Genomic DNA, 23,486 nt, shown 5'->3' with positions numbered 1-23,486 from the left:
GGCGCGTGGTCCGACGGGTCGCGGCGGCTGTGGGGGCCTCCGCCGCGCTCCTTCTGATCGGTGCCGCCCCCGCCCTTGCGGCGGCGCCCGCCGCACCGGCGGCCGCGGCGGTCACGAAGGCGCCCGCGACTCCGGCATCCACCGCCACCCCGGACGCGCCCGCGGCATCGGCGACGCCGTCCGCCACCCCGAGCACGACCCCGCCGGCCCCCGCGATCGACGGCGTGCGCTTCGGCCCCGAGCTCGACTGGGGGAACGACGGCCCCGACGGCTACCGCAACCGCCTCGGCGAGACCCCGGCGATGTACAGCGTGCGCCTGTCGTACCCGCTCGATGCCCGCTCGATCTCGGAGTGGCAACATGCCGCCCTGCAGGTCGCGGGGCAGGGGGCCTCGCTGGTGCTCACGCTCGAGCCCTCGGTCGAGCTCGACGCCCTGACCGACGCCGACGCGGCCGAGCTGACCATGCGTCTTGAGCGCTACCACTCGCAGTACGGCACCGAGCAGTTCGTGCGCTTCGCCCCCGAGATGAACGGCTCGTGGGTGTCGTGGGGACAACAGCCCACGGCCTACGTCGCCGCGTTCGAGGACGTCGCCGCGGCGGTGCACGCCGGTTCGTCCGAGGCCGAGATGGTGTGGAGCCCCTCGTACGGCGCCGGATACCCCTTCGAGCGCGCCGACGGTCGCCTCGACGCCATCACCGCCCGCGATCGCGCCGCGATCGACACCGACGGCGACGGCCTGTTCACCGAGGCCGACGACCCGTACGGTCCGTACTTCCCGGATGCCGACTCCGTCGACCGCGTGGGGCTGTCGCTGTACTACTTCGGCAAGGGCGAGGCGGCGGCCGCCGCCGGCCGCGACGTGCCGCTCGAGCAGAACACCGCCCCGGAGGACGGTGAGGTCGCCGCCCGGCTGGACGAGCGCTGGGGCTACACGACCGGCCAGCGCGAGTCGTTCTACGACCGCTTCGCGGTAGGCGAGGGCAAGCCGCTCCTGCTCGACACCGGCGCCCTGTACGACTTCGGTCGCGAGGGCGACTCGGAACTCACCGTCAAGCGCGGGTGGTGGACGCAGGTGCTCGCCGAGCTCGGCGACCATCCCCTCATCGCCGGGATCACGTGGCTCGAGGTGGTGCGCGAAGAGGCCGAGGCCGGTGGCCGCGAGGTCGACTGGCGCGCGACCGCGAACGGCGAGCTCGCCACCGCCCTCCGCGACGACCTGCTCTCGACCGGCCTGATCCGGTGGGGACCGGTCTCCGATGTGGTCACCCCCGAGCAGGGGGTGGCGGCCACCGTGCAGGTGCGCCAGGGCGGGTCAGAGCCGAACGAGGAGATGAACTGGATCACCGGCAGCGCCGCCGTCCTCGCGGTCGCCTTCCTGGCATCCGGGATCGTCGGCCGCGCCCTGCCGAAGTGGCGTTACGACGACAGCTCGGCCAGTCGCGACCTGCGCATCGACATGGTGCGCGGCTTCATCATCGTGGTGGTGGTCGTGACGCACATCGAGGTCACGAGCCCGTTCGCGTACGCCTCGCTCAAGGCCATCGGCGCGATCACCGGCGCCGAGCTGTTCGTGCTGCTGAGCGGCATCGTGCTGGGCATGGTCTTCCCCGCGGCGATCGCCCGGGCCGGCGAGTGGGGCGCGGCGGTGGCGGCGTGGGGACGCGCGCGCAAGCAGTACGTCGTCGCGCTGGCCGTCATCCTGCTCGTCTTCGCGATCGGCTTCCTGCCCTTCGTCGACGCCTCCGCGGTGACCACCTTCACCGATCGAGGGACGGGCGAGGGCGGCTCCGGCGACAGCGGGCGCGTGTACGACCTCTACCCCAACGGCGAGCGCCTGCTGGACTACCCGCCGCCGTGGTACGCGGTGCGGCAGTTCCTCCTGCTCGAGATGGGGCCGTGGCCCTTCAACATCATGGGCCTGTTCGTCGTGCTGAGCCTGGCGTATCCCGCGCTGATGTGGCTCATCAAGCGGCGCCTGTGGTGGCTCGTGCTCGCGCTGAGCTGGGTGGTGTACGCGCTGCACGACCTGGCTCCCGGCTTCCTGCGGTTGCCGTCGCAGTTCGACGCGGTGTTCCCCCTCGCGCTGTGGCAGGTGCTGTTCACCCACGGCCTCGTGATCGGGTATTACCGTCGCCAGATCATCCGCGCGCTCACGACGCTGCCCGGCAAGATCGGCGTCGGTCTCTTCGTGGTCGGCTACGCCGGCATCCTGGTCTACCTCTGGGCCGGCCAGACGTACGGCTTCACCCCCGTACCCTTCCCCGCCGATCTGTACGCGAGCCTGTACGACTCGGGTTACCAGCGCATCTTCCTCGAGTGGGGTCGTCTGCTCGACCTGCCGCTCGTGCTGGTGTGCACCTACGCGGTGCTGACGGTCGCCTGGAAGCCGATCGAGAAGAGCATGGGCTGGCTCTGGATCCCCCTCGGCCAGGCCAGCTTGTACGTTTTCATCGTGCACGTGTTCTTCGTGCTCGCCGTCGCGAACATCCCCGGGCTCGACCGCGGAAGCTTCTGGCAGGGCACGCTCATCCACGCGGCGGTGATCGGGATCATCTTCTTCATGGTCCGAAAGCGCTTCCTCTTCGGCGTCATCCCCCGCTGACGGCCGGAACGACGGATGCCGGGTGCCTCGCGCGACCGCGAGGACCCGGCATCCGTCTTCCGGGGTCGGTCAGTGCACCGACAGAACGATGGCGGTGACGTCGTCGTCGACCTCGTGCGTGGAGACCTTCAGCGCGAGCTCGTCGAAGAACCCGCCGGTGTCGGCAGCCGCGCGCAGGTCGTCTCCGATCATGCGGAGGCTCTCGAGGGTGGAGTCGTACGCGTCGAGGGCGCCGTCCGACACGCTGACGATCAGGTCGCCGCGACCGACGCGCACGCGGCCCGGCTCCCACTCGACGTCGGCGGGACGCAGGCCCAGCGGGAGATTGCGCGAGTCCAGGCGCTCGCTCGTGCCGTCGGCGTGCAGCACGAGGGTCAGACCGTGACCGGCGTCGACGAAGTCGACCGTGCCGGACGCGGCGTCGACCACGGCGTGGAAGACGGTCGCGAACACGTCGCGGTAGCGGCCGTCGGTACGCGCCTCGCCCTCGACCGAGAGCATCGCCTCGACGGGGTCCATGTCGCGTCGAGCCTGCAGGGCGGCGAGCAGGGCTTCGGCGACGGCCCCGGCGGCCTCGCCCTTGCCCATCACGTCGGCGAGGGTGACCACGACCCGACCGCCCACCTGCTGCCAGCCGCTGCTGTCACCGCTCACGAGGCCGTGCGGGATGGCGAGGGATGCCAAGCGCACCCCGTCGGCGCTTCCTCGCTCCTCGCGTACGGCTGACGGAACGGAAGCGGGCGCGTCCGCCTCGCTCTGCCGCACCTCCGCCTGCGCCCAGCGTCCGAACTGCTCGAGGCTTCTGCGCTGCGCGTCGGTCAGGGAGCGCGGGTCGGAGTCGAGCAGGCACAGGGTGCCCACGGCGTCGCCGTCGTCGGTGCGCAAGGGGAAGCCCGCGTAGAAGCGCATCCCGTACCCGGTGACGGCGGCGATGTCGCGGAAGCGGTCGTCGGCGGTGGCGTCGTCGACCTCGAGGATGCCCTGTTGCTTCACCGTCTCGCCGCAGAAGACGGCCTCGCGCGGCGAGCGCCCGAACCGCGGTCCGTCCGGCTGCGCCTTCGTGTAGACCTCGTCGTCATCGACGATGTTGACCAGCGCGTAGTCGACGTCGAAGAGCTCGCGTGCGAGGCGCGTGATGCGATCGAATCGTTCCTCGGGCGGCGAGTCCATCAGGCCCGTGCGATCGACGGCGGATCCGGGGGCGGGGATGTCGGAGGTCATCGGGGGCTGTCCTTCCGCGGGCGTTGCACCGCGCTGATCCGCGGCGACCGGCGCTCTCTCGCGGACGCGGAGCTGCTTCGACTCGGAAGACTCCCCCACGTCGTCGCGGAATCGATCACGCCGACATCTCGACCCTATCGAGGGAAACGGCCGCAACGGGCGATCCGCCGGAGGATCTCCGTAGTACTGAGACGCGTCAGAGCAACCGGAGGTCCGCTTGCATCGCGGCAGCCTCGCGGATCATCGTCGGCACGAACCTCTCGACCACCGTCTCCCGAGAGTGCCGCCCGCTGCTCATTGAGACGTTCACCGCCGCGGCGACCGCGCCGTCGCGGCCGCGCACGGGCACGGCCAGCGAGGTGAGCCCGGGCTCGAGCTCGCCGTCGACCAGCGCCCATCCGCGCTCGCGCACCCGTTCCAGTTCCGCGCGCAGGGCGGCCGGGTCGGTGATCGTCTGCGGCGTCCGCGCCGGCAGCGGCGCGGCCAGCACGGCGTCGACGACGCGGGGCTCCGCGTGCGCGAGCAGGACGCGCCCCATGCTCGTCGCCGCCGCGGGGAAGCGCGTTCCCACCGTGATCCCCACCGACATGATGCGCCGCAGCGGCACCCTCGCGATGTACACGATGTCGGCACCGTCGAGCACGGCCGCCGAGGCGCTCTCATCGGTCGCGCGCGAGAGGGCCTCGAGGTGCGGCTGAATCACGTCCGGAAGAGTGGATGCCGAGAGGTAGCTGAAGCCGAGTTCGAGCACGCGCGGCGTGAGAGTGAACATCCGCCCGTCGCTGCGGACGTAACCGAGCGCCTCGAGGGTGCGCAGGAACCGACCGGCCGCGGCGCGCGTCACGTCGGCGCGGCGGGCCACGTCACTGAGCGTCAGCGACCGGTTCTGGGCGTCGAAGCAGCGGATGACCGCGAGGCCGCGGACGAACGCCTGCACCACGTCGCCGCCGTCGGTCGCATCCCGCTCGTCCACCGCCTCACCCTATCCGCGGGTCGGCGTCCACGACGCACCGCCCGGAAGGCACCGCCCGCAGCAGACGCCCACGAGTCAGCGCTCGAGCACGACGGCCAGCCCCTGGCCCACGCCGATGCAGATCGCGGCGACCGCGACTCCGCCCCCGCGGCGCGCGAGTTCGTGCGCCGCGCGCGCGATGATCCGGCCGCCCGAGGCGCCGAGCGGGTGCCCGATGGCTATCGCTCCCCCATTCTGGTTGAGCAGCTCGGGGTCGAGCTCGGTCCACAGCTTCGCGCACGCGAGGGTCTGCGACGCGAACGCCTCGTTGAGCTCCACGAACGACACGTCCGCCCACGAGCGTCCGGCTCGCGCGAGCGCCCGATTGGCCGCCTCGACTGGGGCGACGCCGAACACGTCGGGGTCGTTGCCGAACGCCGCGCGTCCCGCTATGCGCGCGAGGGGCTCGGCATCCACCGCCCCTTCCGCCCCCAGCAGCACCGCGGAGGCGCCGTCGTTGATGGGCGAGGAGTTGCCCGCCGTGACCGAGCCGTCCCTTCGGAACGCCGGTCGCAGCCCCGCCAGCACCTCGGCCGTCGAATCGTCGCGGATGCCCTCGTCGCGGGCGAGCGCGTGCCCCTCGACCTGCACGATCTCGTCGTCGAAGCGCCCCGCGGCCCAGGCCGCCGCGGCGAGGCGGTGGCTGCGGGCGGCGAAGGCGTCCTGGTCCTCGCGCGAGATGTCGTAGATCTCGGCGAGCTTCTCGGCGCTCTCGCCGTTCGAGATCGTCCAGTCCGACCTCAGCCGCGGGTTGGTCATGCGCCAGCCGATCGAGGTGTTCCACATCGTCTGGTTCGCGGCGGGGAAGGGGCGCGGGCTCTTCTCGACCACGAACGGCGCGCGTGTCATCGACTCGACGCCGCCGGCGAGGATCAGCTCGGCGTCGCCCGCCTCGATCGCGCGCGAGCCCTGGATCACGGCGTCCAGCGACGATCCGCACAAGCGGTTGATGGTGGTGCCCGGCACCGACGACGGGAAGCCCGCGAGCAGCGCGCCGAAGCGCGCGACGTTGCGGTTGTCCTCCCCCGCCTGGTTGGCGTCGCCGAAGATCACGTCCTCGATGCGGGCGGGGTCGATGCCGGTGCGGTCGACGACGGATGCCATGACGGTCGCGGCGAGATCGTCGGGGCGCACGTCGGCGAAAGCCTTGCCGTGCCGGGCGAACGGGGTGCGCACGGCGTCGTAGACGAAGGATGCGGGCATGGGTCAGACCTCCAGCGTCAGGCCGAGCAGGGCCTCGATCTCGGCGTGGGTGTTGTCGCCGAACAGCTCGCGCACGCGGAAGCCGGAGGCGGTGACGTCGAAGACACCGCGGTCGGTGTAGACGCGCGAGACGCAGCCGACGCCGGTGAGCGGGTAGGTGCAGGCGGCGACCAGCTTGGGCTCGCCGCCCTTGGTGAGCAGGTCGGTCATGACGTAGACGTCCTTCGCACCGATCGCGAGGTCCATCGCCCCGCCGACCGCGGGGATCGCCCCGGGCTCCCCCGTCGACCAGTTGGCGAGATCGCCCCCGGCCGACACCTGGAACGCACCCAGCACGCACACGTCGAGGTGCCCGCCGCGCATCATCGCGAACGAGTCGGCGTGGTGGAAGTACGCCGCCCCCGCGAGCGCGGTCACGGGTTGCTTACCGGCGTTGATGAGGTCGGGGTCGACGCGTCCGCGCTCGGGTGCGGGACCCATGCCGAGCATGCCGTTCTCGGTGTGCAGCACGATCTCGAGGCCCTCGGGAAGGTAGTCGGCCACCAGCGTGGGAGCGCCGATCCCGAGGTTCACGACCGCGCCTTCGGGAATGTCGGATGCCACCCGCGCGGCGAGCTGCGTGCGGGAGATGCGCGTGGTCATGCGGGGCCCTCCTCGGACTCCAGGGGGCGTCCTTCGATGTCGACGCCGCCGACGAAGGCGCCGTCGCGGAGCCATCGACGCTCGCCGACGGCGACGACGCGGTCGACGTAGAGACCCGGGGTGACGACGCTCTCGGGGTCGAGCGAGCCCAACGGCACGATCTCGTCGACCTGCACGACGGTGGTCGTGGCGGCCGCGGCCATGATGGGGCCGAAGTTGCGCGCGGTCTCGCGGTAGACGAGGTTGCCCCAGCGATCGGCACGTCGAGCGCTGATGAGGGCGACGTCGGCGCGGATGGGGTATTCGAGCACGTAGTCGCGTCCGTCGATGCGCCGCGTCTCCTTGCCCTCGGCGAGCTGGGTCCCGAAACCGGTGGGCGTGAAGAAGCCACCGATACCGGCTCCCGCCGCTCGGATGCGCTCGGCCAGATTGCCCTGGGGCACGAGCTCGAGTTCCACCTCGCCCGCGCGGTACAGGCGGTCGAAGACCCAGGAGTCGCTCTGCCGCGGGAACGAACAGATCATCTTGCGCACCTGACCCGCGGCGAGCAGGGCAGCGAGGCCCGTGTCGCCGTTGCCGGCGTTGTTGTTGACGACGGTGAGCCCCGACGCCCCGTGGGCGATGAGCGCGTCGATGAGCTCGACCGGCTGGCCGGCACGACCGAAACCGCCGATCATCACGGTCGCACCGTCGCGGATGCCGGAGACGGCGGCTGCGATGTCGGAGACGGTCTTGTCGATCATGCGTCGACGTTCGTTGAGCGAACAAGCATTCGCCTAGCGTACAACGGTGGTCGAGCGGAATCCAGACCCCGGATGAGGCCGCCCCGCACCGACCGACGGGTGCCAACGCACACGAAAGGCCCAACCGGACGCGAACGCACACGGAAGCAGCCCACTCGCGCGCGCACGGACAGCCCGGCCGGGTGCGGACGCACGCGGAAGGCCCGGCCGAGCGAGAGCCCGGCCGAGCCTTCCGTGTGAGTCAGATCAGGCGGCCAGCGCCAGGTAGGGCTCCCACCGCGGGTCGCTCTTGTCGACGCCGCGCACCGTCCACGACGATCCGCGCGGCGGCGCGGGCACGAGTCGCAGCTCCCACCGCATCTCCTGCGGGGTGCGATCGCCCTTGATGTTGTTGCAGGCCAGGCAGCAGGCCACGAGGTTCTCCCACGTGTCCTTGCCGCCGCGAGACCGCGGGAGCACGTGGTCGATCGTCGAGGCGGCCTTGCCGCAGTATCCGCACCGGTGTGCGTCGCGCCGCAGGACGCCGCGACGCGTGACCGGCACCTGACGCGCCCCCGGCACCCGGACGTAGCGCGTCAGGATGATCACCGCCGGGCGATCGTAGGTTCCCGCCGCCGCCCAGACGGGGTCTTCCTCGATGTGTTCGATGACCGTGGCCTTCTCGTTCATCACGAGCACGAGGGCTCGTTTGAACGACACGACCGCGAGGGGCTCGTAGCCCGCGTTCAGGACCAGTGTGCGCATTTCGCTTCCTCTCGAATGGCCGAGACGGCTTCTCGGATGTTCGACTCGCGACGACGGGTGAGGCGCAGGGGTATGAAAAAAGGCGCTGTCTAGACAGACAGCGCCTGGGTGATCGCGGCGAAGCCGCGGCATCCGAACACACGATGCCGAAGAACGAGCAGCCCGAGCGCATCCATGGTGCGGATGCGCGGGCTGGTGTTCATCGGCGGTCCCTCCGGTTCTTCCGACGTCGCTGACAGGCTAACCCACTGCGACACGCCCGGGGTCGGGTGAGGGGGGAAACGGAAAGCGGCGTGTCGGAGAACGATCGTCTCCGGCACGCCGCTTTCACGGGGAAGGGATCAGCCCGCGTTCTGCTGCAGCCACGCGTAGGGGTCGACGACCGAACCGTTGATGTGCACCTCGAAGTGCAGGTGGTTCGCGGTCGAGCTGCCGGTGGAGCCGACGAGACCGATGAGCTGACCGGCGGCGACCGTCTGGCCGGCCTGCACCTGGCGGCTGCCGTAGGTCATGTGGCCGTAGGTGGTCGACACCTTCTGGCCGTTGATCACGTGCTCGATGACGATGCCGACGCCGTAGCCGCCGTAGCTCTCGGACGACACGCTCACGACTCCCGCCGCGGCGGCGAAGATCGGCTGACCGCCGGGGGCGAGCAGGTCGACACCCTGGTGGTAGCCCGAGTCCCACAGCCCGCGGCCGAGGATGTAGCTGGTCAGCGGCCAGCGCACCTCGCCCGAGCCGGGAGCGGTCATGCTCAGGTCGACGTTCGAGACCGACGAGCTCGCGGTGGATGCCGACTGGCGCGCACGCTCCGCAGCGGCCGCGGCAGCGGCAGCGGCGGCGGCAGCGGCGGCCTCCTCGTCCTTCTTCTTCTGGATCTCCTCCGCCGTGGTGGCGGAGTAGCTGCTGCGATCGAGGCCCTCCGCCGTCGCGTCGGAGGCGACCACGAGCGACTGGTTGTCGGGCGCCGACATCTGCTGCAGCGACATCGTCTGAGCCGCGGGCATCGTGGCCGCGTAGGCGGGGATCGCGACGGTCGCCACGAGACCTGCGACCATCGAGAGAATCACGGCACTGCGCAACGACTTCCCCCCTCGACGCCGGGCCGAGCCGGTGGGAGCGGGAGCGGTGCGGACGGCGGGTGCGGTCGCTGCGGAGCGGGACTGCATCGGGCGGCGGGTCGGTCGGGCGACCTCTGCGCGCACGCTCTTGCGAGTGGGACCCGTTGCAGGGACCTCGGGTAGGTCCGCAGCGGGATCGTTGTGTTCAGCCAAACTTCCTCCGGCGCCTCTGCGTCTGGGACGCTGGCTCGTCAGCACTCGATGATGGGGGCACGATGTGCGGGCTTCACCCTCTGCGGACGACGAGCCGATGAGGCAAACCGCGAGGGGTCCGACGGCGGGCTTCTCGCCTGTGGACTCTCAGAGGCTACCCGAAGATAACGAACATGTCACGCTCCGCTCCTGGTGATCACCCGATGCCCGGCGAAGGTTCAGCCTCGGCCGCGATCGCGCCGCTCAGGCCTCGGCGACGAGGAAGATGTGCGACGCGACCTCGACGGGGAGCTCGAGCCCCTCGTCGACGCCCTCCATCTGCACCAGCACGTACCCCTCGTTGAAGCGGAAGTCGCCACGCGCTCCGGGCAGGACGCCCGCTGCCTTCAGCTGCTGCAGCAACTCGGGGTCGACCTGCGCCGGCTCGGCGAGACGACGAACCGTGCCCGAGATCGGACCACCCGCGTCGGTGAGCTTGCGGACCAGACCGACGACACCGTCATCGAACGTGGAGCTCACGGTGTCGCCCAGCTGGTCGAGGCCGGGGATGGGGTTGCCGTAGGGCGACTCGGTCGGGTGGCCGAGCAGCTCGACGAGTCGGCGCTCGACCTGCTCGCTCATGACGTGCTCCCACCGGCAGGCCTCGTCGTGGACGTAGGCCCAGTCGAGACCGATCACATCGCTCAACAGGCGCTCGGCGAGTCGGTGCTTGCGCATGACGTCGACGGCCTTCTGACGCCCGTCGGCGGTCAGCTCGAGGCGTCGGTCTTCGGAGACCACCACGAGGCCGTCGCGCTCCATGCGTCCCACGGTCTGCGACACCGTCGGCCCCGAGTGGCCGAGGCGCTCGGAGATGCGCGCGCGCAGCGGCACGATCTTCTCCTCCTCGAGCTCGAGGATGGTGCGCAGGTACATCTCGGTGGTGTCGATCAGATCGGTCATTCAGGAGTCCTCGATGTCGCGCGGCAAGTCCTCCCAGCCTACCGACCCCCTCCGACACGGGCGCCGGCGCCCGAGGGGCGGGACCCTAGAATCGGACCCATGCCGCACGTGGAACTCCCCGCCGAACTCCTGCCCGCCGACGGTCGCTTCGGGTGCGGCCCCTCGAAGGTGCGCGGTGCGCAGCTCGAGGCCCTCGTCACCCGCGGGGCGTCCATCCTCGGCACCTCGCATCGCCAGGCGCCCGTGAAGAACCTCGTCGCCAGCACGCGCGAGCGCCTGTCGCAGCTGTTCCGGCTGCCCGACGGCTACGAGATCATCCTCGGCAACGGAGGGTCGACCGCCTTCTGGGATGCCGCGGCCTTCGGTCTCATCCAGAACCGCAGCCAGAACCTCGTGTTCGGCGAGTTCGGCGGCAAGTTCGCCTCCGCCGCGGCCGCCCCGTGGCTCCAGGCCCCCGACGTCCGCAAGGCGGAGCCCGGCACCCGCACCGTCGCCGAGGTCGTCGAGGGCGTCGACGTCTACGCGTGGCCCCACAACGAGACCTCGACCGGCGTCTCCGCCCCGGTGGTGCGCGTCGCGGGCGACGCGGGAGCGCTGACCGTGATCGACGCCACGAGCGCTGCGGGCGGCATCGACTTCGACGTGACGCAGGCCGACGTCTACTACTTCGCCCCGCAGAAGAACCTCGGCTCCGACGGCGGCCTGTGGTACGCCGCCGTGTCGCCCGCCGCGATCGAGCGCATCGAGAGCATCGCGGCATCCGACCGCTACATCCCCGAGTTCCTGAGCCTTAAGAACGCGCTCGACAACTCGCGCCTGCAGCAGACCCTCAACACCCCGGCACTGGCCACCCTGCTGCTCCTCGACGAGCAGCTGGGCTGGATCCTCGACAACGGCGGCCTGACGTGGGCGGGCGCCCGCACCGCGGAATCGTCGTCGGCGCTGTACGACTGGGCGGATGCCAGCAGGGTCGCGACCCCGTTCGTCGCCGACGCGGCCGACCGCTCCCCCGTCGTCGTGACGATCGACTTCGACGACAGCATCGACGCCGCGGCGATCGCGAAGAGCCTGCGCGCCAACGGGATCGTCGACACCGAGCCCTACCGCAAGCTCGGCCGCAACCAGCTGCGGGTGGCGACGTTCGTCTCGATCGAGCCCGACGACGTCCGCCGTCTCATCGGGGCGATCGACTACACGATCGAGCGCCTGCCCGGCGCCTGAACCCGACACGACGAAGGCCGCCTCGCATCACGCGGGGCGGCCTTCGTCGTGTCGGGAGCGATGCGTCAGTAGCTGCGGTCGCCCTCGTCGCGATCGTCGTCGTCATCACTGTCGTCGTCGTCAATGCTGTCGTCGGCGTCGTCGTCATCACTGTCGTCGTCGTCGTCATCGCGATCGTCGTCATCGGCGTCGCTGTCGTCGGCATCCGAGTCCTCGGCATCCGAGTCCTCGTCGCCCGACCGCTGGTCGACCGCGTGGTCCGCGTCGAACTCGTCGATGTCGACGCCGTCGAGGTCGCCGGCGTGGAAACGGGCCTTGGGCTCGTCCTCCTCGTCGTCGTCCTCCTCGTCGTGCTCGTCCTCGGGGTCGTCGTCGATGTCGTCGTCATCCGCGTCGGCGTCGGCGTCGTCGGTTGCAGCGGCGGCCTGGGCCGCCTGGTACTCGGCGAGTCGCGTCGCCCACGGCACCCAGTCGGGGGCAAGCAGCGCTCCGTCACCGGGCAGCAGCTCGACCTCGAGCACGGTCGGCTCCGACTCCTCGACGACGGCCACGCTCACCGTCCAGAACCAGCCGGGATACCCCGACAGGCGCGTGTGGAAGCGGAGCGAGACGACGCCGTCGTCTTCGAGCGCGTACCCCGCGGCGGGGCCGACGGTGTCGGCGGGGGTGATCTCGTGCAGAGCCGCGAGCGCGAGGTCGTGCGCTCCGGTCAGGCGCTCGTCGGCGACCTGCGCGGTCTCCCCCTGCTCAGGCTTCGAAGTCATCGGCGACCTTGCGCAGGACCGCGGCGATCTTCTGGGCGTGCGGACCGTTGGGGTATCGACCGCGACGCAGGTCGCCGCCGATGCCGTCGAGGAGCTTGACGAGGTCTTCGACGATGATCGCCATGTCGTCGGCCGGCTTGCGCGAGCGCTTCGAGAGACTCACCGGGGCGTCCAGCACGCGCACCGACAGCGCCTGGAGACCGCGCTTTCCGTCGGCGACACCGAACTCGAGGCGCGTCCCGGCCTTGGGAGCGGGGGTTCCGGCGGGCAGAGCCGTGGCGTGCAGGAACACGTCCTGGCCGTCATCGGTGCTGATGAAGCCGAAGCCCTTCTCGTCGTCGTAGAACCTGACCTTGCCGGTGGGCATGGACACCTCGCTGGATATGTGCGCGAATGCGCGGCGGAACGCGGGAACCGAGCGGATCCCGGTCTTCCAGACTACGACACCGGCGCCAGGCAGTAGGCTGAGCGCGATGAGCACCCGCACCACCGGCGGCAGTACGCCGGGCGACGACGTTCCCGTCCGACGCATCGACCGCATCCTGGCGTTCATGTCGCTGGGGCTGCTCGTGCTGTCGATCGTCTGCTTCTTCGCGATCATCGTGGGCTCCAGCGCCGGTGCCGACATGGGCTCGGGCCTCTGGCCGACGATCGGTGTCATCGTCTACATCGCGCCCCCGGTCGCGTTCGGGTGCCTGCTCGCCGTGCTCATCATGAGCTTCGTCCGAAGGGCGCGGGCCAACAAGGCCCGCTGACGTGCCCGAGACCTCCGCACAACGCGCTCTGGCGGTCTCATTGAGCGCGCGCGACGACGCCGACCTCGCGCGGTTGTTCGCCGGACGGCACGTGTCGCCCTCGAGCCCGTGGCGCGACATGTTCGACGCCGCCGAGGCACTGCTCGACCCCGCCTCGGTCGCCCGCGAGCTCCCCGCTCTCACGCGCGACGAAGCGGTCGCACTCACCAATGCCGTCGGCGGCACTCCAGCAACCGGCGCCGCGCGCGACGCGCTGGCGGCGCACGCCCTGGTCGGTGACGACGGCATCCCGTTCCCGAGTGTCGTCGGCGCGGTGCGCGAGGCGCTCCCCGACGGGCTTCCCGACCCTCAGCCCGCGTCGGCGCCCGCCGCATCCGCGGAGACGGCGGCGGCGGCCGCGGAAGCCGCCTTCACCAACGCGGCCTCCGTCGCCGACATCCTCATGCTCACGCTCGAATCCCCCCTCGGCCGGATCGGGTCGGGTTCGCTGGGCGCCACGGAGCGGCGCCGTCTCGTCGACGCGGGGGCGGTCAGCACCGCTGCGGAAGCCGATCTGCTGGTCGGACTCGCCGCCGACGTGGGCCTGCTGGGGGCGAACGACCGGGCGTGGCTGGTGTCGCAGCACGGACGCGAATGGCTGCGCCTGCCGACGCTCGAGCGCTGGAGCCGCACGGCCGAGGCGCTGCGCGACGCGCTCCCCCGCGCGTATCGCGCCGACGGCGGAGGGTGGATCCCCACCGAGCGCTGGGCGGACGCCACCCCCTTCGACCCCGACGGACCCGAGCGCGCGACGGTGTGGATCCGGCGGCTGGTGCGCTGGGGCCTCCTCGACGCGGCAGGACGCGTGGCCCCGTGGGCCGTGCCCCTCGCGGCCGGAGGCGAGCTCGACACCTCCGCGCTGAAGGAGCTGCTGCCCCCCGAGGTCGACCGCGTCTACCTGCAGAACGACCTGACGGCGATCGCTCCCGGGCCCCTGGCACCCCACCTCGACGTGCGACTGCGCACGATGGCGGCGCGCGAGTCCCGCGCGCAGGCGTCGAGCTACCGCTTCAGCGCCGGCACCGTGGGCGCGGCGATCACCGCGGGCGAGACCGCGGACTCGCTCCGGGCGTTCCTCACCGACATCTCGCTGACGGGCCTCCCGCAGCCGCTCGCGTACGTCATCGAGCGCACGTCCGCCGAGCACGGCCGCGTGCGCGTGGGCGTCGACGCCGACACATCGCTCACCCGGGTGACGACCGATGACGAGACGCTACGACGCTCGATGGAGGTCGACCAGTCGTTGCGCTCGATCGCCCTGGCGCGCGACGACGGCGACGACCTCGTCTCCCACGTGTCGGCCGACGTCGTGTTCTGGGCGCTCACCGACGCGCACTATCCCGCGGTCGCCGTCGACGCGCACGGCCGGCCGCGCGCACTCGAGCGCGCGAAGCTCGCCGGAGCCGAGCAGCCGGCATCCGATCCCGACGAGGTCTACGCCCCGCTCCTGGAGCGCCTGCGCAACGGCGCCCAGGACTCGGATGCCGCGTGGCTCGAGCGCGAGCTCGACCAGGCGGTGCGCGCCCGCGCCGTCGTCGACGTGACCGTGCGGCTGCCCGACGGGTCGGCGCGCGTGTTCCGCCTCGAGGCGACCGGACTCGGCGGCGGACGCCTGCGCGGCCGCGACCGCGCGGCAGATGTCGAGCGCACCCTCCCCCTCTCGCACATCGACGGGGTCGCCCCGGTCGACTGAGACCCGCGAACGCCGGGTCGCTCGCGACCCCGGTAGACTCGAACGCTATGTCTGACGGCCCCTTGATCGTGCAGAGCGACCGCACCGTCCTCCTCGAGGTCGCGCACCCCCAGGCGGAGACGGCGCGGCACGAGCTCGCGGTCTTCGCCGAGCTCGAGCGCGCACCCGAGCACATCCACACGTACCGCATCACGCGCCTGGGCCTGTGGAACGCCCGCGCGGCCGGCCACGACGCCGACGCGATGCTCGAGACGCTCGACACGTGGTCGCGATTCCCCGTCCCCGCCTCCGTGAGCACCGACATCCGCGAGACGGTCAACCGCTACGGACGCCTGGTCATCGAACGCAACGACGACAAAGAGCTCGTGCTGCGCTCCACCGATGCGGCGGTGCTGAGCGAGGTGTCGCGCAACAAGCGCATCGCGCCCCTGCTGATCGGGCACCCGACCCCCGACAGCTTCATCGTCGACGCCTGGGCCCGGGGCCACATCAAGCAGGAGCTGCTGAAGATCGGCTGGCCCGCGGAAGATCTCGCCGGCTACACCCCGGGCACTCCGCATCCGATCGACCTCGCCGAAGACGGGTGGAGCCTGCGGCCGTACCAGCGCCAGGCCGTCGATTCGTTCTCGGAGGGCGGTTCCGGCGTCGTCGTGCTCCCCTGCGGTGCGGGCAAGACCCTCGTGGGCGCGGGGGCCATGGCCGACACCCGCACGACGACCCTGATCCTCGTCACCAACACCGTCAGCGCACGGCAGTGGCGCGACGAGCTGCTGCGCCGCACGACCCTGACCCCGGAGGAGATCGGCGAGTACTCCGGTCAGGTCAAGGAGATCAAGCCCGTCACCATCGCGACGTACCAGATCCTCACCGCCAAGCGGAAAGGCCAGTACGCCCACCTCGCCCTGCTCGACGCCCTCGACTGGGGTCTCGTGCTCTACGACGAGGTGCACCTGCTCCCGGCGCCGGTCTTCAAGCTGACCGCCGACCTTCAGGCGCGCCGGCGTCTCGGCTTGACGGCGACGCTCGTGCGCGAGGACGGTCGCGAGGGCGACGTGTTCAGCCTCATCGGCCCCAAGCGCTTCGACGCGCCGTGGAAGGAGATCGAGGCCCAGGGCTTCATCTCCCCCGCCGCCTGCTACGAGGTGCGCATCGACCTGCCCGCCGACGAGCGCCTCGAATACGCCGCGGCCGCCGACGAGGACCGCTATCGACTGGCGGCGACCGCCCCCGCCAAGATCGACGTCGCCCGTCGCCTGGTCGAGCGGCATCCGGGCGAGCGCGTCCTGGTGATCGGACAGTACCTCGACCAGATCGACGAACTGGCCGAGGCCCTCAACGCCCCGCAGATCACCGGCTCGACCCCCATCCCCGAGCGCGAGGAACTGTTCCAGGGCTTCCGCGACGGCAGCATCCCGCTGCTGGTGGTGTCGAAGGTCGCCAACTTCTCGGTCGATCTGCCCGAAGCCTCGGTCGCGATCCAGGTCTCGGGCTCGTTCGGCTCGCGCCAGGAGGAGGCCCAGCGCCTCGGACGCCTGCTGCGACCCAAGCAGTCGAACCACACGGCGAGCTTCTACACGCTGATCGCGCGCGACACCGTCGACCAGGATTTCGCGCAGAACCGCCAGCGCTTCCTGGCCGAACAGGGCTACGCGTACACCATCCTGGATGCCGACGGGATCGACGCCGCGGCCGTCTGACGCATAGCAGCACGCGGCTTTCCGTTCCATATCCAGGACATTGCTGGGTCGGATCACGATAATGAGGGGATGACAGCTCCTCGCATCCTCGTCGTGGACGACGAACCGAACATCCGCGACCTGCTCATCACGAGCCTGCGCTTCGCCGGTTTCCAGGTGCGAGCCGTGGCCAACGGCGCGCAGACGATCTCGGCCGTGCTCGAAGAAGAACCCGATCTCATCGTGCTCGACGTGATGCTGCCCGACATGAACGGCTTCAGCGTCACCAAGCGTCTGCGCGGAGCCGGGTACACCGCACCCATCCTCTTCCTCACCGCGAAGGACGAGACCGAGGACAAGATCGAGGGCCTCAACGCCGGGGGCGACGACTACGTCACGAAGCCCTTCAGCCTCGACGAGATCGTCGCCCGCATCCAGGCGATCCTGCGCCGCACGATGCAGGCCGACGAGGAGTCGATCATCCGCACGGGCGAGCTGACCATGGACCAGGACACCCACGACGTCAGCGTCGGCGACGTGTCGATCGACCTCAGCCCCACGGAGTTCAAGCTCCTGCGCTACCTCATGCTCAACCCCAACCGCGTGCTGTCGAAGGCGCAGATCCTCGACCACGTCTGGGAGTACGACTTCAACGGCGACGCCGGCATCGTCGAGAGCTACATCTCCTACCTGCGTCGCAAGATCGACCCGCACTCCTCCGAGCCGCTCATCCAGACCAAGCGCGGCTTCGGCTACATGCTGAAGTCGGGCAAGAGCGCCTGAGCGGAAGGCATCCGTCCTGTCACCCTCCGACGATGCCCTGACGCGCTGGTGGCGGGGTCTGAGCCTACGGACCAAGGTCACCGGCGTGACCGTCGCGCTCCTCGCGATCGGCCTGTTCACCGCGGGCATCGGCACCATGGTGTTCCTGCGCACCACGCTGGTGAACAACCTCGATGAGCAGCTGGCCCAGCAGGCGGCGGGCAGCATCGCCAACAGCATCTTCACCACGACGCCGGTCGAGGGCGGCATCGAGTTCACGCAGGTCGAGAACGCCCCGCAGATCGGGTCGATGGTCGTGGTCTACGGGCCCGACGGTCGACGCGAGGCCTTCTACAACGGCACGTCGTCGAAGGTGCTGCCGCAGCTGCCCGACACTTTCACCGTGGAGCAGACGTACGGCCAGATCGATCGGCGCATCGAGCTGGAAGACCCCGATTCCGGGGCGCACTTCCTCGCGCGCGTCGGCGTCCTCCAAGTGCCGGGCAACCCCGGGGTCTACACGCAGATGGTGGTGCAGCCCCTGGCGCCCACCGACCGGATCGTCGCGGCGTACCTCGGCATCTACGCCTTCGTGGCGCTGCTCATCCTCATCGCCACGGCCCTGCTCACGCGGTGGCTGGTGACGCTGGCCTTCCGCAACCTCCGCCAGGTCGAGACGACGGCGATGGACATCGCCGCGGGCGACTTCAGTCAGCGTCTCACCGACATCGTGCCCGACACCGAGGTGGGGCGGCTCAAGACCGCCATCAACGCCATGCTCGCGCGCATCGACGGCGCGCTCGGGCAGCGGGATGCCACGGTGCGGCAGATGCGCCGGTTCATCGGCGACGCGAGCCACGAGCTGCGTACACCGCTCGTGACCATGCGCGGCTACGCCGAGCTGTACCGCATGGGCGCGATCCGCTCCGATGAGGATGTCGCCCAGTCGATGGAGCGCATCGAGAAGGAGGCGATCCGCATGGGCGCGCTCGTCGAAGACCTCCTCGCCCTCGCCCGCCTCGACGAGCGTCGCGACGTCTCGATCACCGAGCTCGACCTGCGGCCCATCGCGCGCGATGCGGCTCTCGACCTACGCGTGACTTCCCCTCAGCGCGAGGTGACCGTCGATGACACCACGTCGCGCGGCCCCCTCGTGCTGCCCACCATCACCCTCGATCCGCTGCTCGATTCGGGCGGCCACCCCGCCGAGGCCGCGACCCGCCGCCGCGCGGCCCCCTCGACGTCGGCCATGGCGATCGCTGGAGCCACGCTGTCGCGCCTGCGCCGTCGGCAGAAGGATGCCGCCGACCCGGCCGCCACGACGGGGGACGCCCCCGTGACGCCACCGGCCGGACTCACGCGCTCCGCCCCGCGACTCGCGCCGATCGTCCTCGGCGACGAGAACAAGGTGCGCCAGGTCGTGGCCAACCTCTTGGGCAACGCGCGTCGCTTCACCGCCGACGACTCCCCCATCGGCCTGCGCATCGGAGTGGATGCCGAGAACGACATGGGCTGGATCGAGATCATCGACCACGGTGAGGGTGTTCCCGAGCAGATCCGCGATCAGATCTTCCAGCGTTTCTGGCGCGCCGACACCTCGCGCACGCGCGAGACCGGCGGGTCGGGTCTCGGGCTGTCGATCGTGGCATCCATCGTCGATCTGCTGCACGGCACGGTCGAGGTGGTCGACACGCCGGGCGGAGGCGCGACCTTCCGCGTCTCGCTGCCTCTGGCCGACCGCCGCGATGCGGCCGAGCACGCCCTCATCGAGACGCAGCCGCTGGAGCGCCTTCCCGACGATTACCGGCCCGATCCCGACGCCTGACGGCCGGACGCGCGGGGCATTTTCGTGCGGGCGGAGTCCGATCACCACGCTCGAGTATTCTCCGTCGACGTTTCTCCCGGTCAGCGCCAGATCCACCCGAGCAGATCACGCAAGGCCGCGCGTCCTCGTTCATCGTGGGTGCGCAAGATCGCACATCCGAGTTCTTCGCTCGATTGCCCACGTCGGATAGTTGTCAAGGCCATCTCGAGACCTTTCTCAACTCATTCTCGAGCGGCTTTCATCTGCTCCGAACCCGCTGGCACGCTATGCGGGAGTCTTGCAACCCGTCAGCGCCAGGTCCAGCTGAGCAGATCACGCAACGCCTTGATCCCCGGTTCGCCGAGCTCCGGGTGGCCTGCGGCCACAGCACGTGCTTCTCTATCGGCCCATGGCATGAGGTCGGCGGCGTCCGCCCCAGGTCGGATCGCATCGAGTTCCGCGATGATCTCTTCTACTCGAGCGCGTAGTGCGGGGTCAGACACCGCGTCAGGATGCTTACCGGGAATCGACGACGAGGGCCGCCACACGTACGCCACGACGGCGTCATCGAGAATTGTCATGCTCTCACCTTTCGAAGATGGTCCGAGTGCCACCGGTGCGCGGGTCGATGGCCACAATGCGGGTCACGTCCGGATTGGCCTGGAGCGCTCCGAATTCGCGAGTCTCCCAAATATTGCCAGGCCGCATTTGGGCGCCGAGCACCACATGCACCTCTCCGCTGGCGGCATCCGCGTATCGTCGAGAGATCTCCCCCCACGCCGCCTCGGCGCCCTCATCGCCCCACTTGGGCATGGCGATGCGATTCTCAGTGAGATACATCTCGAGAGTGGTGGCGTCATGCTGTTTCGCAAGGCCGGCAGCGATACCGCTGCTTCCGTACGTCCCCGTGCCTGCCTCGGTCGCGATGTCCGTTCGCCCCGACCAGAACACGTGCGCGTCCTGGGGAATGTCGAAGACGACGTCTGACGGTGTGACAGGTCCCACGGGCGGCTCCGGTGTCGGTGTATCCAGGACGGATTGCACGTCGACGACGCCGTCCTCGTCGCCCCATCGGGGACGAGGAGCACGCGGCGTCGAACCGTGCGACGTGGCGGCGGACCGCTTCACGAGGGTGCCGTCGAACATCGACCCGGCGCGAGACATCAGCGCCTTCAGCTCGCCCAGCAGGTCGCCGAGCTTGCCGCACGAGCGCAGCAGTCCGGTGAGCTTGGAGCTGATCTTCGCGGTCCAGCTCGCGACGCGGGAGGAGACCTGCGCGACGATCCACGGGGTGGCGATGCCGACGGTGACCACGGCCTGCGTCGCCCACGAGATCGCGGAGCCGACCAGCTGCGACAGGATGTCGCGCACGAGGTCGTGCACGACCTGCACGATGGTCGAGGCGATCTGCAGGCCCGTGGCCATGGCACCCGCCCACTGCCCCGACGCGCGGATGTGCGCGGCCGCGTCCACCTGGAACCGGCGGTACGCCTCGATCGCCTCACCGGCCATGTCGTCGAGGTCGGTGACCACCCGGTCCAGAAAATCAGCGGACGCGTCGAGCTGACTCTGGACGTTCGTCCAGGTCTGCGCGAACCCGGCGACGGCGCCGGCATCGCCGGTGAGGTCGTTGAACCACCCCTTGATCGGCTCGAAGTGGTCGATCAACCACCCCAGGCCCGCCGCGATCAGCGAGCCCAACGGATCGATCACCGCAGCGACGGTATCCGCCACGGTGCTGAAGGCGGCGAGGCCGCCCTCGACCCAGTTGCCCGACTCGATCGCCACCACCAACTGCGCACCGGAATCCAGCAGACCCGCCCCGCTGAACGGGGTCGCGGTGTCGACGGGACCGGCGATGAGGGCTTTGCTCACAGGCCCGCCTCCAGCGACCGCACCCACTCGAGCACCTTCTGCTCGTACGCCTCCAGATCAGCCCCCACACCGACGATCTCGGTTGCCGAGCGACGCACCATCTCTCCCGCCGCGCCGATCAACGACCCCGCGGCATCCGCGGCCATCGTCGCCGGCGGCACCAGGAACGCGCACAACACCCCGAACGCCTCCGCGTGCAGCCCGCCCGCCGAGCCCGCGTCACGGGCGACGGAGATATCGGATGCCACGGCCCCCAACCGCGACGCGTGCGAGCCGATCAGCCCGACATCGACGGCGATACGCTCCGCCACGGCGTCAGACCCGGAAGCCCATCGGCTGGGACGGCGGCGACTGCCGCTCGATCTCGCCCGCCAACCGCTCCACGATCGCCGAGTCCGCACCGAACGCGGCACGCGAGATCTCCAGTGCCTGCTCCCCCGCCAGCCGCTGCGCATCCCCCGCCGTCTCGACGATGAGCCGCTCCAACGCGTCGGGGCGCAACTCGTACGCCGCGTCGGCGAGACGGATACCGACCAACCGGCCCGTGGCATCCACCGTCACCGACACCTCGCGACGCGGCGCCGTCGCCGTCGCCCGCACGGCATCGATGTCGACCTGCACCTGCTGTGCCTGCTCCGCCCGCAGCTGCGCCTCGGCGACCTGCTGCTCGATCCGCGCGATCGCCGCCTCCGCCTCACGAGAAGAGAACAGATCACTCATTCCACCGAGCGTAGTCGGAGGCTGCACGCGGCGGAGGCCGGATAAGAGAACTCTCATTCGAGTCCGGCCCGTGAACGAAGAACGCCCCCTCCCGGAGGAGGGGGCGTTCTCAGGCGTCAGCGTGGATCAGAAGTCCATGCCACCGGTCGGGTCGCCCGCGGGAGCGGCGGCCTTCTCGGGCTTGTCGGCGACGACAACCTCGGTCGTCAGGAACAGACCGGCGATGGATGCCGCGTTCTGCAGCGCAGAGCGGGTCACCTTGGCGGGGTCGATGATGCCCTGTGCGAACAGGTCACCGTACTCGCCGGTGGCGGCGTTCAGGCCGTGACCGACGGGCAGCTCCGCGACCTTGTTGGCCACGACACCAGGCTCGAGACCGGCGTTGAGCGCGATCTGCTTGAGCGGGGCCTCGATGGCGACGCGCACGATGTTGGCACCCGTGGCCTCGTCACCGGTGAGGTTGAGGTCACCGAGGGCGTTCTTGCCGGCCTGGATGAGCGCGACGCCACCACCGGCGACGACACCCTCTTCCACAGCTGCCTTGGCGTTGCGCACGGCGTCTTCGATGCGGTGCTTGCGCTCCTTGAGCTCGACCTCGGTCGCGGCTCCGGCCTTGATGACGGCGACGCCACCGGCGAGCTTCGCGAGGCGCTCCTGGAGCTTCTCGCGGTCGTAGTCGCTGTCGGTGTTCTCGATCTCGCGGCGGATCTGGGTCACACGACCCTCGATCAGCTCCGACTCACCGGCACCCTCGACGATCGTGGTCTCGTCCTTGGTGATGATGACCTTGCGCGCACGGCCGAGCAGGTCGACGGTCGCGTTCTCGAGCTTGAGGCCCACCTCTTCGGTGATGACCTGGCCGCCGGTGAGGATCGCGATGTCCTGCAGCTGCGCCTTGCGACGGTCGCCGAAGCCGGGAGCCTTGACGGCGACCGACTTGAAGATGCCGCGGATCTTGTTGAGCACGAGAGTTGCGAGAGCTTCGCCCTCGACGTCCTCGGCGATGATGAGGAGCTCCTTGCCCTCCTGGATCACCTTGTCGACGATCGGCAGAAGGTCCTTGATGTTGGAGATCTTCTGGTTCGCGATCAGGATGTACGGGTCTTCGAAGACCGCTTCCTGACGCTCGGGGTCGGTGACGAAGTAGGGGTTGATGTACCCCTTGTCGAAGCGCATGCCCTCGGTGAGCTCGAGCTCGGTGCCGAAGGTGTTGCTCTCCTCGACGGTGACGACGCCTTCCTTGCCCACCTTGTCGATGGCCTCGGCGATGAGCTCGCCGATCGCGGGGTCGGCGGCGGAGATCGACGCGGTCGCGGCGATCTGCTCCTTGGACTCGACCTCCTTGGCGGAAGCGAGGAGCTCGTCGGTGACGGCCTTGACGGCCTTCTCGATGCCCTTCTTCAGGCTGATGGGGTCGGCGCCGGCGGCGACGTTGCGCAGGCCCTCGCGAACGAGCGCCTGGGCGAGAACGGTGGCCGTGGTGGTGCCGTCACCCGCGACGTCGTCGGTCTTCTTGGCGACCTCCTTGACCAGCTCGGCGCCGATCTTCTCGTACGGGTCGTCGAGCTCGATCTCCTTGGCGATCGAGACACCGTCGTTCGTGATCGTGGGGGCGCCCCACTTCTTCTCGAGCACGACGTTGCGACCGCGGGGGCCCAGGGTCACCTTGACGGCGTCGGCCAGCGTGTTGAGGCCGCGCTCGAGACCGCGGCGGGCCTCTTCGTCGAAAGCGATGATCTTTGCCATAAGTGTGTCGTCCCTCCCGGACGGGTGACTTCCAGATTTTGGCA

The 23,486-nt window shown here is 70.1% G+C and carries 22 protein-coding genes; 7 read left to right on the top strand and 15 right to left on the bottom strand.

Going from position 1 to position 23,486, the window contains the following annotated elements:
• The first annotated feature begins 5 nt into the window (after nt 1-5).
• A complete protein-coding gene (opgC, locus tag RWH44_RS12650) occupies nt 6-2,606 on the top strand; it encodes an OpgC domain-containing protein (protein ID WP_316004835.1) in 2,601 nt (866 codons plus the stop codon).
• 69 nt (nt 2,607-2,675) lie between these two features.
• Here the strand turns inward: opgC and RWH44_RS12645 are convergent, their stop codons facing one another.
• The 8 genes from RWH44_RS12645 to RWH44_RS12610 form a co-directional block, all read right to left on the bottom strand.
• Nucleotides 2,676-3,827, bottom strand: coding sequence for a SpoIIE family protein phosphatase (locus RWH44_RS12645; RefSeq protein ID WP_316004834.1), 1,152 nt, complete (start codon nt 3,825-3,827; stop codon nt 2,676-2,678).
• A gap of 196 nt (nt 3,828-4,023) precedes the next feature.
• Complete coding sequence (locus RWH44_RS12640) at nt 4,024-4,800, bottom strand: IclR family transcriptional regulator domain-containing protein (RefSeq protein WP_316004833.1); 777 nt, start codon at nt 4,798-4,800, stop codon at nt 4,024-4,026.
• Between the two features lie 75 nt (nt 4,801-4,875).
• The gene (locus RWH44_RS12635; protein ID WP_316004832.1) at nt 4,876-6,042 is read right to left on the bottom strand and encodes a thiolase family protein; all 1,167 of its coding nucleotides are present in this window, start codon (nt 6,040-6,042) and stop codon (nt 4,876-4,878) included.
• 3 nt (nt 6,043-6,045) lie between these two features.
• Nucleotides 6,046-6,684, bottom strand: a complete 639-nt coding sequence (locus tag RWH44_RS12630; RefSeq protein ID WP_316004831.1) for a 3-oxoacid CoA-transferase subunit B — start codon at nt 6,682-6,684, stop codon at nt 6,046-6,048.
• Nucleotides 6,681-7,427 carry a 3-oxoacid CoA-transferase subunit A gene (locus RWH44_RS12625; RefSeq protein ID WP_316004830.1) on the bottom strand — a complete coding sequence of 249 codons (747 nt, stop codon included), beginning with the start codon at nt 7,425-7,427 and terminating at the stop codon, nt 6,681-6,683. The genes RWH44_RS12630 and RWH44_RS12625 overlap by 4 nt, the downstream gene beginning before the upstream one ends.
• A 246-nt stretch (nt 7,428-7,673) precedes the next feature.
• Nucleotides 7,674-8,171 (bottom strand): HNH endonuclease, encoded by a 498-nt coding sequence (locus RWH44_RS12620; protein ID WP_298873390.1) that lies wholly within the window; start codon nt 8,169-8,171, stop codon nt 7,674-7,676.
• Nucleotides 8,172-8,512: 341 nt separating this feature from the next.
• Nucleotides 8,513-9,229, bottom strand: a complete 717-nt coding sequence (locus RWH44_RS12615; protein ID WP_316004829.1) for a M23 family metallopeptidase — start codon at nt 9,227-9,229, stop codon at nt 8,513-8,515.
• A gap of 459 nt (nt 9,230-9,688) precedes the next feature.
• Nucleotides 9,689-10,387, bottom strand: coding sequence for an iron-dependent transcriptional repressor DtxR (locus RWH44_RS12610; RefSeq protein ID WP_316004828.1), 699 nt, complete (start codon nt 10,385-10,387; stop codon nt 9,689-9,691).
• A gap of 99 nt (nt 10,388-10,486) precedes the next feature.
• Between RWH44_RS12610 and serC the strand changes: the two genes are divergently transcribed.
• Nucleotides 10,487-11,608 (top strand): phosphoserine transaminase, encoded by a 1,122-nt coding sequence (gene serC, locus RWH44_RS12605; RefSeq protein ID WP_316004827.1) that lies wholly within the window; start codon nt 10,487-10,489, stop codon nt 11,606-11,608.
• A 65-nt stretch (nt 11,609-11,673) separates the two neighbouring features.
• On the opposite strand, the gene RWH44_RS12600 is transcribed toward serC, so the two are convergent.
• Complete coding sequence (locus RWH44_RS12600; protein ID WP_316004826.1) at nt 11,674-12,372, bottom strand: DUF3027 domain-containing protein; 699 nt, start codon at nt 12,370-12,372, stop codon at nt 11,674-11,676.
• Nucleotides 12,356-12,739: a cold-shock protein gene (locus RWH44_RS12595; protein WP_076676768.1), complete on the bottom strand. Its 384-nt coding sequence runs from the start codon at nt 12,737-12,739 to the stop codon at nt 12,356-12,358. Before RWH44_RS12595 ends, RWH44_RS12600 begins: the two co-directional genes overlap by 17 nt.
• A 106-nt stretch (nt 12,740-12,845) precedes the next feature.
• Here RWH44_RS12595 and RWH44_RS12590 point away from each other — a divergent pair, with 106 nt between their 5' ends.
• From RWH44_RS12590 to RWH44_RS12570, 5 genes are all read left to right on the top strand, one after another.
• Entirely contained in the window at nt 12,846-13,127 is a 282-nt protein-coding gene (locus tag RWH44_RS12590) for a multidrug ABC transporter ATPase (RefSeq protein ID WP_298873404.1), read from the top strand.
• 1 nt (nt 13,128) lies between these two features.
• Nucleotides 13,129-14,859, top strand: coding sequence for a helicase-associated domain-containing protein (locus RWH44_RS12585; protein WP_316004825.1), 1,731 nt, complete (start codon nt 13,129-13,131; stop codon nt 14,857-14,859).
• A gap of 47 nt (nt 14,860-14,906) precedes the next feature.
• Complete coding sequence (locus RWH44_RS12580; RefSeq protein ID WP_316004824.1) at nt 14,907-16,556, top strand: DNA repair helicase XPB; 1,650 nt, start codon at nt 14,907-14,909, stop codon at nt 16,554-16,556.
• Between the two features lie 69 nt (nt 16,557-16,625).
• Complete coding sequence (locus tag RWH44_RS12575) at nt 16,626-17,318, top strand: response regulator transcription factor (protein WP_076676776.1); 693 nt, start codon at nt 16,626-16,628, stop codon at nt 17,316-17,318.
• A gap of 136 nt (nt 17,319-17,454) precedes the next feature.
• The gene (locus RWH44_RS12570) at nt 17,455-19,122 is read left to right on the top strand and encodes a sensor histidine kinase (protein ID WP_316004965.1); all 1,668 of its coding nucleotides are present in this window, start codon (nt 17,455-17,457) and stop codon (nt 19,120-19,122) included.
• A 287-nt stretch (nt 19,123-19,409) separates the two neighbouring features.
• Here RWH44_RS12570 and RWH44_RS12565 read toward each other — a convergent pair whose 3' ends face one another.
• The 5 genes from RWH44_RS12565 to groL all read right to left on the bottom strand — a co-directional run bounded on the left by RWH44_RS12565 (nt 19,410) and on the right by groL (nt 23,442).
• Nucleotides 19,410-19,682: a hypothetical protein gene (locus tag RWH44_RS12565; RefSeq protein WP_316004823.1), complete on the bottom strand. Its 273-nt coding sequence runs from the start codon at nt 19,680-19,682 to the stop codon at nt 19,410-19,412.
• Between the two features lie 4 nt (nt 19,683-19,686).
• Nucleotides 19,687-20,895: a hypothetical protein gene (locus tag RWH44_RS12560; protein ID WP_316004822.1), complete on the bottom strand. Its 1,209-nt coding sequence runs from the start codon at nt 20,893-20,895 to the stop codon at nt 19,687-19,689.
• A 77-nt stretch (nt 20,896-20,972) separates the two neighbouring features.
• Entirely contained in the window at nt 20,973-21,287 is a 315-nt protein-coding gene (locus RWH44_RS12555; RefSeq protein WP_316004821.1) for a hypothetical protein, read from the bottom strand.
• Between the two features lie 4 nt (nt 21,288-21,291).
• A complete protein-coding gene (locus RWH44_RS12550) occupies nt 21,292-21,696 on the bottom strand; it encodes a YbaB/EbfC family nucleoid-associated protein (RefSeq protein ID WP_316004820.1) in 405 nt (134 codons plus the stop codon).
• A gap of 126 nt (nt 21,697-21,822) precedes the next feature.
• Entirely contained in the window at nt 21,823-23,442 is a 1,620-nt protein-coding gene (gene groL / locus RWH44_RS12545; protein WP_298873413.1) for a chaperonin GroEL, read from the bottom strand.
• Nucleotides 23,443-23,486 lie beyond the last annotated feature (44 nt).

This window comes from Microbacterium phycohabitans, from assembly GCF_032464935.1.
Classification (GTDB): Bacteria; Actinomycetota; Actinomycetes; order Actinomycetales; family Microbacteriaceae; genus Microbacterium; species Microbacterium phycohabitans.
The sequence above is the reverse complement of the archived record's forward strand: the minus strand, read 5'-3'. Positions and strand labels throughout refer to the sequence as shown.